Genomic DNA, 14,452 nt, shown 5'->3' with positions numbered 1-14,452 from the left:
TAGTCTGGGGTCTGGTTTCGGTCATGGTTCGTGCTCTAGGTCTCCGTTCGGCCGGTATTAACGCACCGGCCATACGACGCTATCGGTTCGGTCGTCGAACCGTCAGACCGTATCGGCCGGTGCGGGCACCCGCTCGCTCGCGAGTTCGTCGATCTCTCGGGCGAGTTCGAGCGCACGGATCCCGTCCTCGCCGGTAACGAGCGGTTCGGACTCGGTCCGGACGGCCTCGGCGAACGCGGAAAGCTCGTTCTTCAGCGGTTCGCGGCGCTCGACGAGCACCTGTTCGATGACGTTCTCGTGGCGATACCGGAACGAATCGTTCTCACGAGCGTACTCGGGCAGCGACTGGCGGGTGATCTCGATCGACTGGTCGGTGTAGTCGACGATTACCCGGCAGTTCTCCGCGGTAATCGTGAGCTGTCTGACCTTCTGTTGGGTGACGCGGCTCGCGGTCAGCTCGCCGATCCGTCCCGACTCGGTCTGAATGGTCGCGGTCGCGTAGTTCGACTCGCGAGTCCCGGCGGCGTACACCTTCTCGACTTCCTCGTCGAGGATCGCGAGCAGGATGTCGAGGTCGTGGATCATCAGGTCCATCACTGCGGTGTCCTCGATGTCGCGATCGAGCGGCGGTCCGAGCCGCTGGGCGTCGAGCGCGATGATGTCGAGGTCGTCGAGCAGGTCCATCAGCGTCATCACCGCAGGGTTGAACCGCTCGATGTGGCCGACCTGGAGGACGACGTCGCGTTGGTCGGCGAACTCGATCAGCCGGCGTCCGTTCTCGAGCTTCTCGACGAACGGTTTCTCGACCAGGACGTTCACCCCGGCATCGATGCACTCGCGGGCGGTTTCGTAGTGATACGGCGTCGGAACGGCGATCGAGACCGCGTCGACGGCCTCGAGCAGTTCGTCCATCTCGAGGGCGTCCGTGCCGAAGGCGTCGGCGACGGACTCGGCCTGTTCGATGTCGGCGTCGGTGATGCCGACGAGGTTCGTTTCGGGCAGTTCCCGGTAGACTCGGACGTGGTTCTGTCCCATGCTGCCGACGCCGATGACGCCGACCCGGAGGGCTGGTTGTTCAGACATGTTTGATACCTGCGTTCGTGGTTGCTTCAACGATCCGATCGACGTCGTCGGTCGATACGTTCGGGTGGACCGGCAACGAGAGCACCTCCTCGGTAGCTCGCTTCGCCGCCGGCGTCTCCGCGCTGTACCCCTCGTACGCCTCGAGCTCGTGGATGCAGGTCGGGTAGTAGACCGCACTATCGACCCCCTGCTCCTCGAGCGCCGACCGGAGTCCGTCGCGGTCCGCCGTTCGGACCGTGTACTGGTGGTAGACGTGTTCCATGCCGTCGGGGACCGTCGGCGTCTCGACCGGGGCGTCCGCGAGCCCCTCGGTGAGCCGCCGGGCGTTCTCCTGGCGGGCCTCGGTGAACGCGGGGAGTCGATCGAGCTGTGCGCGTCCCAGGGCGGCGGCGACGTTCGTCAGCCGGAGGTTGTGCCCGACCGAGACGTGGGCGTAGGCGTCGCCGCCGTTGCGCCCGTGATTGATGAACTCCCGGATCCCCGCCTCGATCTCGGGATCGTCGGTCGTCACGATCCCGCCCTCGCCGGTGGTCATGTTCTTCGTCGGGTAGAAGGAGAAGCAGGCGGCGTCGCCGAACGACCCGACGCGCTGGCCGTCGATGGAGGCACCGTGGGCCTGGGCAGCGTCCTCGACCAGCGCGACGTCGTGATCGTCCGCGAGCTCGCGGAACCGGCGCATGTCGGCGGGCAGTCCGTAGAGGTGGACCGGCATGATCGCCGCGACGTCGTCACGCTCGCGGAGGATCGCCTCGACGGCGTCGGGATCCAGGTTGTACGTCTCGGGTTCGATGTCGGCGAAGACCGGCTCCCCGCCGGCAAGCCGGATCGAGTTCGCGGTGGCAACGAAGGAGAAGGGCGTCGTGACGACGGCCTGACCCTCGACGTCGAGCGCCTCGTAGGTGGCGTGGAGTGCGGCGGTGCCGTTTGCCGTGGCGACGGCGCGCTCGGCGCCGCAGTAGTCGGCGAACTCCTCCTCGAACGTCGTGACGACGTCGCCGCTTGCGATGTAGCCGGACTCGAGGACCGAGACGACCCCCTCTCGTTCCGCCTCGCCGATGTCCGGGTTCGCGATCGGGATCGTCATCCGGGGAGTCTCACCTCCCGCGCGAGCGGTGCTCCAGGGGCGATACGGGGCGACGAGCGGGCTGCTCGCCGCGGATCGGGGTCGTACCCCACGTTCCACGGTCGGACCGGGCGTACGGGGCGGCTCTCTCGTTGTTGCATGGATCGAAACACTGGCGGACCGAAGCCGTGCTCATCCCAACCCACGAAACGCCCGGTCTTTGTTATAAACGTGTTAAGGGCCATTATAACGGGCGAAACGAACGAAAGCGACGCGTTCCATCCGATTCACATCAGCGATCCTATCGATTCCCTACGGTGATGAACCTTCGCGGGGTTTTTCACTACACCTTGCGTAGGCTGGGGAAATGAGAGCCCATCAATGGACGCTGGATCTGCTCTCGATCCTCGTCCTCGGCACGACTGCCCTGGTGGGGATCCTAGCGGTCGATCTCCCGTGGACCTCGGTTCGGCTCGCGCTCGCGCTCCCTCTCGTCCTGTTGGCACCCGGTTACGCGTTCCTGAGTGCGCTCTTTCCCGAGCGCGGCGATCGTGGGTTCGACCTGCTCGAACGCCTCGTCCTCTCGGTCGCGCTCAGTCTCGCGGTGGTCTCGATCGCGGCGTATCTCGCGAACTTCACGCCGTACGGGATCCGGTTGGCACCGGTGTTGATCGCCGTCGTCGGCTGGTCGGTCACGTTCGCCGTGATCGGACTGGTGCGACGAGCGCGGGTCGCACCCCCGGACCGCTATCGGCTACAGTGGAACGCCGGCGACAGCACGCTCCCGACGCTGTTCTCGGTTCGACAACGCGGAATTCACGCTCAACGCGGCCCGTTCGAGCCCGAGAACGGCCGACAGCTCCTGCTCAACGTCTTCCTCGTCTTCAGCGTCGTCGTCCTGCTCGGCGGAGGGGCGTATCTGGCCATCGCGGCCCCGTCGCTGCCCGATTCGGAGCCACACACCGAGTACTACCTGCTCTCGGAGGACGGGGAGGGTGAACTAACCGCGAACGACCTGCCGACGGAGCTATCGACGGGTAGCGCCGAGCCGATCTACGTCGGAATCGAGAACCAGGAGGGCGAGACGCAGACCTATACGACCGTCGTGCTTCAACAGGAGGTAACGCTCGCTGACGACGGCTCGACCGTCGAGAGCGTCGAGAGCGAGGAGGAGCTCGATCGATTCGAAACGACCGTCGAGGACGGGGAGACCCAACGAACCGAGTACGCGTTGACTCCGACCGGCAGCGGCGACGTCCACGTCTGGTTCCTGCTCTATCGGGGCGATGTCCCTGACGACCCGTCACCCGAGAACGCGGACCGGACCACCCGACTGACGGTGACGGTCTCGTAGCCGCTCACTGGGCGTCGGCGGCCCCCTGCCGTTCGGTCGACTCGGGGTCGCGGAGTTCGACGATGTTCTCGCGTCCGACCCGGAGCTTCGTGACCGTCCCCTCCTGTTCGAGTCGGGTCAACAGCCGACTCACGGTCGCCTGTGACCAGTCGGTCCGTTCGACGAGTTGTGACTGCTTCATCCGTCCGGCGTGTTCGCGGAGCAGCCGACAGATCTCCTCCTCCTTGGTCAGCGGCGGCCCCTCGCCCTCACCAGCCGTCTCAACCGACGGCGGTGACGACGCCTCCGATTCGACGGACGGTGGTGAGGACTCCGTCGAGACCGGTGGTTCGGATCGATCGTCGCCGGCGCTCGCGTCGCGTTCGGTCCTCCCCGTGTAGCGCTGCATCGCCTTCCATCCCAGCGCCCCGCCGCCGACGATCAACAGACCCAGTACCACGAGGATGCCGCCGATGTAGAGGTGGAGAACGTACGGCTGGGTCGGGTCGAGGTTACCCGGAAAGCGGGCGATGGTCCCGTCGTCCACTCCATCGCCGGTGGTGTCGGCCTTCAACGGGTCGGTACCGTACACCCGCACCTCCTCCCAGTCGGTCAGTCCGTTACCGCTGGTGTCGGGCGTGGTGAAGTCGGTTCCCAGTTCGACCTCGCGGGCGTTGCTCAGACCATCGCCGGAGAGATCGCCTTCAGGGTGAATCAGCGTCACTGCCGTGGTCTCGTAGTAGCGGTCGCCCGTCCCCTGGTGTTCCGCCTCGACGGTGATCCAGACGCCCTCCTCGTTCTCATCCGGCCACTTGGTCGTGAACGAGACCGTCTCCTCGCCGTCGGCTCCGACCGTCGTGGTCTGGCAGCCGTAGTCGTGGATCTCGTTCCCCTCCTCGTCGGTCGCGCTGGCACAGACGACGTACTCGGCACCCTCCTCGCCGCCGAGGACGGCCTCGACCTCGAGCGGTTCGGTACTCCAGACGTACGGCGGGCCGGGATGGTCGCCGACCGTCTCGTACTGGTCGTCGATGTAACCCGGTCCCGAGACGTCCATCGCGTGGACGCCCGGAGAGCCGTCGCCGGCGGCCGCCCCGCTGGCACCGCCGGTGTCGTCCCCGATAGGAGCAGCCGAACCCACCCCCGATCCGACGCCGACGACCCCGGCAGCGACGCAGACGAGGACGACGCCGGCCAGAACGACGAGGAGCGTGCGCTCACCCATACGGCGTTCGGGCGTCGAATCGAGGGGGCGTTCGGAGGCGAGGCGAGAGCCGAGTCATACGTCTTCGTGCGATCAGTACCGGCCGCGGCGTAAAGGCTTTTTTTATATGCATTAATTGCCGCTCCCGAATTATCCGGGATCTAATACGAACGTGCCTCCGACGAACCGGGCCGCAAAGGGAGTGGCTAAACCCATCGTTACGGACTCTTTCACTCAGTTTCACGGATTTGCACCCAGCTAGACCGGGTTCGGCCGGCTCCCGTCCCTTAGATCGAGTATAGTAATCCCCTTGGGGCCTGTACGGGTCGATGGGTTAACCAATGAGAGAAAAACTCAGCAGACGGCGATTCGTCGAGGCGGCAGGCGCGGCAAGCATCTTCGCGCTCGCGGGCTGTACCGACCAGGGCGGCGACGGCGGCGACGGCGGCGAAGAAGAAGAGAACGGATCGGAGGACAACGAGTCCGGTCTCGGCGGCGAGGACAACGAGTCCGAGGACAACGAGTCCGGTCTCGGCGGCGAGGACAACGAGTCCGGTCTCAACGAGTCCGACAACGAGTCCGGTCTCAACGAGTCCGACAACGAGTCCGGTCTCAACGAGTCCGACAACGAGTCCGGTCTCAACGAGTCCGACAACGAGTCCGACCTGTAAACGTCCGAGTCGACATCGAGTTCTCGAAGTTTTTTCGCGGTGGTGACGAACGACGGTAGCGGTGCGTCCACCGGACGCGAGAGGATCGACCGCCACCTCGTCGAGCGCCGGTCGGAACCGAATCAGACCTCGTGATCGACCGACGAGAGTGCCGTATCGGCGTACAGCGAACTCAGCGAGTCGATCACCCGTTCCTCGGAGAAGCGCTCGAGCTGGTGGGAGATCGCCTCCTGGTGATCGGCGTAGTTCTCGTGGAGGCTCTCGAAGGCGCGAACCAGCGAGCGCTCGTCGCCCGGTTCGAACAGCGCACCCGCCGGTCCGACGATGTAGTCCATGCTGCCGACGTCCGAACTCAGGATCGGCGTCTGACTCGCGAGCGCCTCGAGCATCACTCGGCCGAACGGCTCGTCGATCACGCCGGGGTAGACGAACGCGTCCGAATCCGCGTACAGGTCCGGGAGTTCGTCGTGGTCGACGTAGCCGTACCAGTGGATCGAGCCCTGGACGCCCAGTTCACGGGCGAGCGAACGGAGCGTCGACTCGTACGGTCCGCGACCCGCGATCCGGAGTTCGACGTCGTAGCCGGCCTCGCGAAGTAGAGGAAGCGCTCGAACCAACGTGTCGACGCCCTTGATGTCCTGAAGCGCGCCGACATAGAGCAGCGAGACCGGATCGGTGGGCTCGCCCGGTGACTCCGCCGGTCGATGGAAGTGGTCGTCGTAGAAGTGAGGGATGACGGTGATCGCTTCCTCGGGAAAACCGATGTCGGCGTAGTCCTCGCGGAGATGCGGTGAGAGCGCGTGGTAGGCGGTGACCTCGTCGGCGCGCTCGATCGACCGTCTGACGAAGGGGATCTGTCCGGCCGAGACGTAACCCTGCCGGAGCTCCGCCTCGATCCCCTGCCGGCGCTTCAACGCCGTCGCCGGGACGCAGCCGGCGCACTTGAGCGGACCGGGGCCGGAACACTTGCGCTCGCCGTGATAGAGGAGATCCGCTTTCGGACAGACCGGCAGATAGGAGTTGAGCGTCATCAACGTCGGAACCGAGAGATCGGCCAGCACGGGGATGAACGCGGAGGAGTAGGAGTGGACCAGGTCGTGGCTCTCGAGCGCTTCGCTCTCCTCGCGGAGCGCGTCGATCTTCGTGAAGATCGGGTGGGGAAGCTTCGGGAGCCGGTCGTGAAGGACGTACTCGACCCGGTCGCGGGCCGGCAGGTCCGCGTCGGACGCGTCCATCTGAGTCGAGACGTACACGGTCAGGTCGTGGCGGCGTGAGAGCCGCTCGATGTAGACCGTCGAACTATGGGTCGCGCCGCTGCCCTCGCTGCCGGGACACTCCGCGGGGACGAACGCCACGTCGAGTCGCTCCGCTACCATCCTACCACGGCCGTCGGTCGGCTCCTGTGAGTCACGTGCGTACCCATCCGGATCGCCCGACATGGTGTTATCGGTGTCACGACGCGATCAGGGGTTCGTGGCCGGCGCCCGAAGCAGCTCGACACGGAAAACCGATCCGACGGGCTCGTTGTCCTCGATGTGGATCTCGCCTCCGTACCGTTCGACGAGACGATCCACCAACGAGAGGCCGATTCCCATCCCCGCGCTCCCCGGACCGCGTTCGCCCTTCGCGAAGACGCTGTCCTTTCGTCGGTCGGGGATGCCGGGCCCGTTGTCCGCGACGCGAAGGGTCACGATCTCCTCGTCGGCCTCGACGGTGAGGACGACGACGGGGACCGCCTTGTCGTTGTAGAAGACGGCGTTGCTGATCAGGTTCCCCACGACCGAGGAGAGCAGATCGTTCGCGCGAACGCGAACCCCCGCGACGTCGCCCTCGAGCGAGATCTCGGCGCCTTGATACAATCCCTGGGCCTTCTCGATCTCGATCCCGAGCACCCGTGATAACACGACCGGCCGAAGGTCAGTCTCCTCCTCCGAGATCGATTCGACGACGTCGCCGACGGTGCGAGTCAGTTGGAGGACGTGGTTGCTCGATTGAACGATCTCGTCGAGGGCACTCTGACCCCGGGGTTCGACGTGTTCTGCCAGCTCTCGCGCCCGACCAACGACGAGGCTGATGTCGTTACGGATGTCGTGACGAGTGAGGTGGTTCAGGATCGTGAGCTCCTCGGTTCGGCGTTCGAGTTCGCGCTCGGTTCGCTTTCGTTCGATCGAGTAACGGATCGTCCGCGAGAGCACCTCGGGGGTCACGTCGTCCTTTACGAGATAGTCCTGTGCACCGTTGGCGACGGCCTCGATACCGAGGGCCGTCTCGGGCATCCCCGTCAGGACGACCACCGGAACGCCCTCGACACGATCGAGGAGCGTCTCGAGAGTCTCGAGACCCGAGCTGTCCGGAAGCTGGAGATCGAGCAGAACGACGTCCGGTTCGTCGGTGGTGAGCCGATCGAGGCCGGCGGCGAGAGATTCCGCGTGGTGGACGTCAGCCGTCGGTTCGCCGGAACGACGGCACTCGGCGAGCATCTCCTCGATCAGGCGAGCGTCACCGGGGTTGTCCTCGATCAACACGACCCGGTCGGGACGAGTCGACCCCGTCATGAGTGGACACCGATGGTCGCGTCGTTAGATCGATCGTGGAGGATCGGCAATCGAGAAGAGCCGATCGGCCGTCGTCGATGGTGGTCGTGTTCTGGTCGTGTGTTCGTCCGCAGGAATGGAATCCAGGTCATGGTAGAGCCGTCCGTTCAATCACGTTACTGCTCGCCGGGGCCGCCTATCAGCGCCCTAAGTCGTTCGTCCTCCGTCGCCCGTTCCGTCGTCTCGTCGAGTTCGGTCTCCAGGCGCTCGAGTCGCTCGACGAGCCGAACGTACGCGTCGTTTTCTCGGAGTTCGGTCCGGGTCTTCTCCGCCCGAAGCAGCGCCTCCTTCGCCGACAGCGCCAGGTACTCCTGGACCGGCTGCTCGTGCATGTCACGCGCGAGCACGTCCGTGATCACGTCACGGATCTCGTCGCGGAACCCGGGTTTGACGACGTAGCCGTCGAAACCCATGTCGAGGACGTCGAAGTCCGGATCGACCGCCGAGAGCATCACCACCCGACAGTCGATTCCCCAGCCACGGATCCGTTCGAGCACCTCTTCGCCGGAGAGACCCGGCATGCGCCGGTCGAGCAGGACGACGTCGACCGACTCGTCGAGCTTTCGAAACGCTTCCTGACCGTCGTAGGCTCGTTCGACGGTGTAGTCGTCCTCGAGCCAGTCGGCGTGCATGTTGAGTAGGCGCGGATCGTCGTCGACGATGAGGACCGTCGGGTTCGGCTCCGGATCGAGGTGGCGATCGCCCCACGTCGCCAGCGCCTCCATCGCCCCCTGTAGCTCCCGCCCCGTTTCCGTTAGTTCGTACTCGACCCGGAGCGGCGACTCGCTGATCACCGTCCGTTCGACTAGTTCGTTCTCCGTGAGATCCTCGAGGCTGTCCGTCAGCACCTTCGCGGAGACGTCTTCGATTCGTTCCTTGAGTTCGTTGAAGCCCAGCGGTCCGTCCTCGATCAGCCGTTGGATGATCACTGGATGCCACTTCTTCGAGATGAGATCCACGGTCTCGGCGACCCGCTGTGCTCGATCGATGTTGCCCTTCACCGTTGTTCGCCCGGCGTACGAACGACTCCACCCACTATATGTCTTCTATTTCATGATGGAAATAAGATACTATGTTGTCGTTCTACTCACCGGAACTAGCGATCGAGTCGAACACCGACTTGATGAAGTCGACGAACCGGGCGAACGGCCCTCGGACTGCTCCTCCTCGTCCTCTTCGCGCTCCTGGCTCTCGGTCTCCTCCGGAGCGTCGGTTTCGTCGGCGTTCTCGTCGGCTGCCTCGGTGGAACGATCGGGTGCTTCGACGATGCCGAAGACGTCGAGCGCCTCCTGGAGGGTAACGATCGCGATGTCGCGCTCAAGCGCCATCTCGATCGCAGTCGAGATCCGTTCCTCGGTGAGGGTATCGTAGCTGCTGTGGGAGGCGAGGATCCCGAAGTCGGGCTCGTTCGCGACCGTATCGAGAAACGTCGCGAGTTCCTCCTCGTTCATCCGGCCCTCCTCGTAGTACTCCCGGGAGATCGAGAACGGATCCGAACCGTGAGAGGGGTTGAGTCCGTTGCCGGTGAAGGCACGCGGCGTAGTCTCGTAGTACTCGGGGACGATCTCCGCCGCCAGACCGTCGTGACGTTCGTAGGGGTAGACGAACCCCGTTACCTGGTCCTCTCCGACGATCTCCTCTAACTGGGCCTTCGACTCCGCGAGGATCTCGCGGGTGAACTCGTCGGTGTATCGAACGTAGCAGTCGTCCCCCGAGACGTCCGTCTCGATCGGCTCCTCGAGTTCGATGTACTGGCCGTCACCGCTCCCGTTCCGGCCGGCGACGACGGCTTCGGCGACGATGCCCTCGGCGTCGAGAAGTGCAACGGGGTCGCCGGCATAGCGACCGTGACGGTTCGAGGCGACGGCGATCTCGGTGTCTCCCGCCTCGACGTCCTCCGTAACCGAGATCTCTCCGATCGCGCGATGTTTGATCGTGTGCGAGAGGACCTCCCAGCCGGCGTCGTACATCTCACGGAGCTGGGCGGGATCGACCCAGTCGTCCGAGGAGCCGAGCATCCCGGGAGAAGCCGCCACACAGCCGGGAACGTCGTACTCCTCGTGCACTCGGAAGGTCTTCTCGTAGTCCTCGATGGTGCCGTCGTCGTACGTGAACACCAGATAGCCGGCCGGTTCACCGTCCACGTCCGTCCGTGCGAATGCCGGTCTCGTCAGGGACGTCGACGCGAGAACGGCCGCACCAGCCGTGGTTCGGAGGAATGACCGGCGCGGGAGATCGTTGCGAGAGGATACTGTCATAGTTCATCTATATCCAGCGTCCCTTTACTTATATCTCGGTTAATTCGTCCAGTAGAGAGACTCAGATCGCTACCAACGACAGATCGTTTCGTGGTAACTACTGTCAGACTATTATTTCGTCCCGGATACTAGAGGTCGAGACGGCGTTTCGACGGGAAACGGGACCGGGATATAGAACCGGTTGCAACCGACGGACGGTGGTCCTCGTAGCAGCGAGACGGATCGCGAGGTCGATTACCCGTCAATCGAACGTGAAATACAGAGAATAAAACGGTGTTCTGACTCGTTCTAAACGCCTGCCTTCATCCCATCGATTCGATACATATAACCCGTATGATGTACTCTGAAGCCGGTCTCGAATACAGAAAAGATACATGTCGGGGTCGATGTCGTTACAACGTAATGGTGCAGAGGACTGACGGAGATAATCGTAGTATTAACCGCAGAAGTTATCTGAGTGCGATCGCGGGAGTCGCCGCGACGCCGATGATCGGTTCGGCCGTCGGTGCGGCTGACGTCGGCAGCGAATCGGAGCTCGAAGACGAGATCGAGAGCGGGGGGACGGTCAACCTCGACTCCGATACCGTTTACAAGATAGACGACACGATACGGGCTACCGGTCTCGACGAGCTCACGATAAACGGCAACGGCGCGACGATCGAGGTCCCCTCCACGAGCGGCTACGTCCTCAAATGCGGGACCTCGAAGAGTCCGATCGACGACCTGGAGATCAGAGATCTCAATTTCGATCTCACCGGGAGCAGCACAGACGGACGCGCCCTCGAGTGCCAGGCGCGGGACGACCTCGACGTGAGCAACGTCAGCTTCCGAGGCAAGCACAGCGGTTCCGGCAAGGGACCGATGCTCGTCGGCCTCCACTCGGACGACGGCGACGGCAACGTTTCGAACGTCGAGATGCCCGACGGCGGCGAGGACTCGAGCAGCGGCAACGGCGGTACCGGTATGCTCGTCAGCAACCACCACGCCGGAAACCTCACGATCGAAGACTGTGTCATCGGCCCGTTCCCCGACAACGGGATCTACTGTACGAGCAGCGAAGGCGAGGTCCACGTCAAGGGGGGGAAGTTCGTGAATACCAACGTCGCGGGTGTCCGCCTCGACGGTGAGAAGTGTTCGCTGAAGGACGCGGAGTTCGAGTACGACGAGGACATCCCCGGCTTCGGCGGCCAGCGCCCGGTTCGCTGTGACGGCGGCGACATCGAGATCAGCGGCCTCGACATCTACATGTCGATCAGCCAGACCGAGGCCATCCGCGTGATGCCGGGATGTGAGTCGGCGGACATCGAGGACTGCTCGATCAATGGCGGCGGGGCACGCGACGCCATCTCGGTCACCTCGGGCGCCGGTCCGGTCGAGACGGACGACCTCGACGTCGACGGCGGCGTTCGTAACGAGGTCTACCACTACTGAACGGCCAGCGGAGGTTTGACGGTCGAGCTCGAACGAACGTTTTCGTTTTAGCGACTACTCGTACTCGTCGTAGAGCAGCAGTTCGAGGTCCTCGTTCTCCTCCAGATCGAAGACCATCGCGATCAGGAGGAACAGCCAGCCGAGGACGAACAGCACGAGCGACGAACCGCGCGAGGTTCCCGAATCGCGATCGACCGCGCTCTTCAGTCCGGAGAGCAGACCCACGCCGGCCGTCGCCGCACCGACGTAGTAGAACAGCGCGAGCGGGTGGAAGTCGCGCACGAGGTACTTAGTGCGCAGACGCCAGAGGAACCCTCGGAGGAGCAGCCCGGACACCCGCGGGATATACGTCTTGTAGTCGATGTCGCTCTCCTCGTCCTTGTAGACCGCACGTCGCTTGACGTCGGCGACGCGGACGTTGTTCGCGTTGAGCCGGACGAGCAGGTCGTTACAGTAGCCATACCCCTCGTACATCTCCTCGATGCCGACGCGATCGAGCGCCTCGTGGGAGATGGCGGTCGATCCGTTCTGGGGGTCCATGATCTTCCAGTAGCCGCTGGCGATCTTGGTGATCAGGGTGAGGGTGAAGTTGCCGATCTGTCTGAACAGCGGCATGTCACGGCGCTCCTGACCGAGCAGTCGGTTGCCCTTCGAGTAGTCGGCCCGGCCGTCTGCGACGGGCGCGACGATCCGTTCGACGATGTCGGGCTCGGTCTGGCCGTCGCCGGCGATCACGGTCGTCACGTCCATCTCGTCCTCGAGCGCGTGGAGGTAGCCCGTCTTGATGGCGCCGCCGACTCCCTTGTTCTCCGCGTGGCGGATCGGCACGACCCGATCGAGCGTGGTCTCGCCCTCCTCGTTCACCGCATCGGCCTTGTGCCGGATCTCCGCCCAGGTGTCGTCCGTCGAACGGTCGTCGATCACGTACGCACGGTCGATGAACTCGGGGAGCGTCTCGATGACCTCGCCGATGAACGGCTCCTCGTTGTACGCCGGTATGACCGCAGCGATCGTCTTGTCGTTATACATGGATAGAGTAGGTCGTCGATAGCTCGTTGGTCACGGGCCTTTATTATGTGTGATGCATGTGCGTACGCGTGTTACCACACACCGACCGTCCGACCGGACCCGATCGCGTTAGAAACGCGGTAATAAAGTACCCCTCGGGGACAAGGTAGGAGCAGTTGGTCGACCCGAATGACTCCCAGTTCCACCGATGTCGCGCGGTTCCTCGACGCCGACCACCACGGGCCGGAGGTCACGATACACGGCGTTGACGCGCTCGACGCTGCCGGCTCCGAAGAGCTCGCGTTCTGCGTCTACGACGATCCGGAGTACGTCCGCGACTCCGATGCGGGTGCGATCGTCTGTCCGCCGTCGATCGGTCCGATCGACGGCCGTACCCTGCTCTTTGCGACCGACCCGAAGCTCGCCTTCGTGAAGGCGACACAGGAGTTCTTCGTCGAGGATCGCGAGGAGACGACGATCCACCCGACCGCGACCGTCCACGAGGACGCGACGGTCGGCGAGCGGACCGTGATCGGTCCGCACGTCCACGTCGGTGAACGGGTCGAGATCGGCGACGGCTGTACGGTTCGGGCAGGCGCGACCCTCGGAACCGCGGGCTTCGGGTTCGCACGCGCCGGATCTGGCGAACTGTACCGACAGATCCATCAGGGCCGCGTTCGAATCGCGGACAACGTGGAGATCGGGCCGAACACCTCCGTCGATCGGGCCGTCTTCGACGAGACGGTGATCGAACGCGGCGCGAAGCTCAGCGGGCAGGTGCACGTCGCACACCAGGTGCGGATCGGCGCCGACACCACGGTCGCGTACAACAGCGGGTTCTCCGGCGGCGCGACCGTCGGCGAACGGGCGACGATCCACCCGCACGTCGCCGTCGCGACAGACGTTTCGATCGGTGATGACGCCGAGGTCGGCATGAACGCCGGCGTTCTCGAGGACGTCCCAGACGGAACGACCGTGGTCGGCACCCCCGCACGTCCAATCAATCCCTCTCACCAATGACGATCGACACATCCACCTCCGACCAGCCGCTTCCGGCTCCGGTCGAGTTCACCTACGACTGGTACGAACGATTCCTCCGCCGACTGCTCGATGCCGGTTACACGCCGACGGACTACGGCGAATCGCTCTCGGCCGGCGATGTGATTCTCCGACACGACGTGGACTTCTCGCCGCGGAAGGCGCTGACGATAGGGCGAATCGAGGCCGACCTCGGGATCGAATCGACCTACTTCGTACTGATGAACTCGCCGCTCTACAACGTCTTCTACAAGCCCGTCCGGAGCGTCCTCGAGGAGCTACAGTCGCTCGGTCACACGATCGGCCTTCACTTCAGCACCCACCAGTACTGGAACGGCGAGGCCCCGAACGAAGCCGTCAGCGAACGTGTGGGCGCCGAGCGCGATGCGCTATCGGCCGCGGTCGGCGAGGTGAGCGGGGCCGTCTCCTTTCACCGGCCCGACGAGTGGCTGTTCAGGCGATCGTTCGACGGATTCATCAGCACCTACGAGGAGCGGTTCTTCACGGAGATCGACTACCGCGGCGACTCGAACCAGCGCTGGCGAGAGCAACACCCGCTCGCGGGCGAGCGCCCCGAGAAGCTGCAGATCCTCACCCATCCGGGTCTGTGGGGCGAGGACGACGCGGACTTCGAGACCAGACTGTACGAGGAGACCGACAACGAGCTCGAACGGACGCGACGGTTCATGCACGAACAGTTCATCGAGAAGCGATACAACGTCGACGAGTTTCGATACCAACCGGAGCGATAAGCGATGAACGTATCCAA

General features: G+C 64.1%; 13 protein-coding genes. 5 read left to right on the top strand and 8 right to left on the bottom strand.

The genetic code is table 11. The annotated features are described in order from the left end of the window. Positions 1-102: 102 nt before the first annotated feature. Entirely contained in the window at positions 103-1,083 is a 981-nt protein-coding gene (locus V0Z78_RS02145) for a Gfo/Idh/MocA family oxidoreductase (protein ID WP_336342973.1), read from the bottom strand. After that, positions 1,076-2,167 (bottom strand): DegT/DnrJ/EryC1/StrS family aminotransferase, encoded by a 1,092-nt coding sequence (locus tag V0Z78_RS02140; RefSeq protein WP_336342972.1) that lies wholly within the window; start codon positions 2,165-2,167, stop codon positions 1,076-1,078. The genes V0Z78_RS02145 and V0Z78_RS02140 overlap by 8 nt, the downstream gene beginning before the upstream one ends. Before the next feature lie 346 nt (positions 2,168-2,513). Between V0Z78_RS02140 and V0Z78_RS02135 the strand changes: the two genes are divergently transcribed. Continuing rightward, positions 2,514-3,500, top strand: coding sequence for a DUF1616 domain-containing protein (locus tag V0Z78_RS02135; RefSeq protein ID WP_336342971.1), 987 nt, complete (start codon positions 2,514-2,516; stop codon positions 3,498-3,500). A 4-nt stretch (positions 3,501-3,504) separates the two neighbouring features. On the opposite strand, the gene V0Z78_RS02130 is transcribed toward V0Z78_RS02135, so the two are convergent. Next, positions 3,505-4,704, bottom strand: a complete 1,200-nt coding sequence (locus V0Z78_RS02130) for a helix-turn-helix transcriptional regulator (protein WP_336342970.1) — start codon at positions 4,702-4,704, stop codon at positions 3,505-3,507. Between the two features lie 320 nt (positions 4,705-5,024). Between V0Z78_RS02130 and V0Z78_RS02125 the strand changes: the two genes are divergently transcribed. After that, complete coding sequence (locus V0Z78_RS02125) at positions 5,025-5,354, top strand: hypothetical protein (protein WP_336342969.1); 330 nt, start codon at positions 5,025-5,027, stop codon at positions 5,352-5,354. Between the two features lie 122 nt (positions 5,355-5,476). On the opposite strand, the gene V0Z78_RS02120 is transcribed toward V0Z78_RS02125, so the two are convergent. The 4 genes from V0Z78_RS02120 to V0Z78_RS02105 all read right to left on the bottom strand — a co-directional run bounded on the left by V0Z78_RS02120 (position 5,477) and on the right by V0Z78_RS02105 (position 10,092). Next, complete coding sequence (locus V0Z78_RS02120; RefSeq protein WP_336342968.1) at positions 5,477-6,730, bottom strand: glycosyltransferase family 4 protein; 1,254 nt, start codon at positions 6,728-6,730, stop codon at positions 5,477-5,479. 87 nt (positions 6,731-6,817) lie between these two features. Further along, positions 6,818-7,909, bottom strand: a complete 1,092-nt coding sequence (locus V0Z78_RS02115; protein WP_336342967.1) for an ATP-binding response regulator — start codon at positions 7,907-7,909, stop codon at positions 6,818-6,820. 155 nt (positions 7,910-8,064) lie between these two features. Continuing rightward, positions 8,065-8,949, bottom strand: coding sequence for a winged helix-turn-helix transcriptional regulator (locus V0Z78_RS02110; protein WP_336342966.1), 885 nt, complete (start codon positions 8,947-8,949; stop codon positions 8,065-8,067). A 69-nt stretch (positions 8,950-9,018) separates the two neighbouring features. Then, positions 9,019-10,092 carry a polysaccharide deacetylase family protein gene (locus V0Z78_RS02105; protein WP_336342965.1) on the bottom strand — a complete coding sequence of 358 codons (1,074 nt, stop codon included), beginning with the start codon at positions 10,090-10,092 and terminating at the stop codon, positions 9,019-9,021. Between the two features lie 600 nt (positions 10,093-10,692). On the opposite strand from V0Z78_RS02105, the gene V0Z78_RS02100 reads away from it, so the two are divergent. Beyond that, positions 10,693-11,637: a hypothetical protein gene (locus V0Z78_RS02100; RefSeq protein ID WP_336342964.1), complete on the top strand. Its 945-nt coding sequence runs from the start codon at positions 10,693-10,695 to the stop codon at positions 11,635-11,637. Positions 11,638-11,691: 54 nt separating this feature from the next. Here the strand turns inward: V0Z78_RS02100 and V0Z78_RS02095 are convergent, their stop codons facing one another. Next, positions 11,692-12,666 carry a glycosyltransferase family 2 protein gene (locus tag V0Z78_RS02095; protein WP_336342963.1) on the bottom strand — a complete coding sequence of 325 codons (975 nt, stop codon included), beginning with the start codon at positions 12,664-12,666 and terminating at the stop codon, positions 11,692-11,694. A gap of 168 nt (positions 12,667-12,834) precedes the next feature. Here V0Z78_RS02095 and V0Z78_RS02090 point away from each other — a divergent pair, with 168 nt between their 5' ends. Together V0Z78_RS02090 and V0Z78_RS02085 are read left to right on the top strand one after the other, a co-directional pair. Continuing rightward, positions 12,835-13,665 (top strand): LpxD N-terminal domain-containing protein, encoded by an 831-nt coding sequence (locus V0Z78_RS02090; RefSeq protein ID WP_336342962.1) that lies wholly within the window; start codon positions 12,835-12,837, stop codon positions 13,663-13,665. Further along, the gene (locus V0Z78_RS02085) at positions 13,662-14,435 is read left to right on the top strand and encodes a polysaccharide deacetylase family protein (RefSeq protein WP_336342961.1); all 774 of its coding nucleotides are present in this window, start codon (positions 13,662-13,664) and stop codon (positions 14,433-14,435) included. Before V0Z78_RS02090 ends, V0Z78_RS02085 begins: the two co-directional genes overlap by 4 nt. Positions 14,436-14,452: the final 17 nt, after the last annotated feature.

Origin of the sequence: Halalkalicoccus sp. CG83 (assembly GCF_037081715.1) — an archaeon.
Taxonomy (GTDB): Archaea; Halobacteriota; Halobacteria; order Halobacteriales; family Halalkalicoccaceae; genus Halalkalicoccus; species Halalkalicoccus ordinarius.
This window is presented reverse-complemented; position numbering and strand designations above follow the sequence as displayed.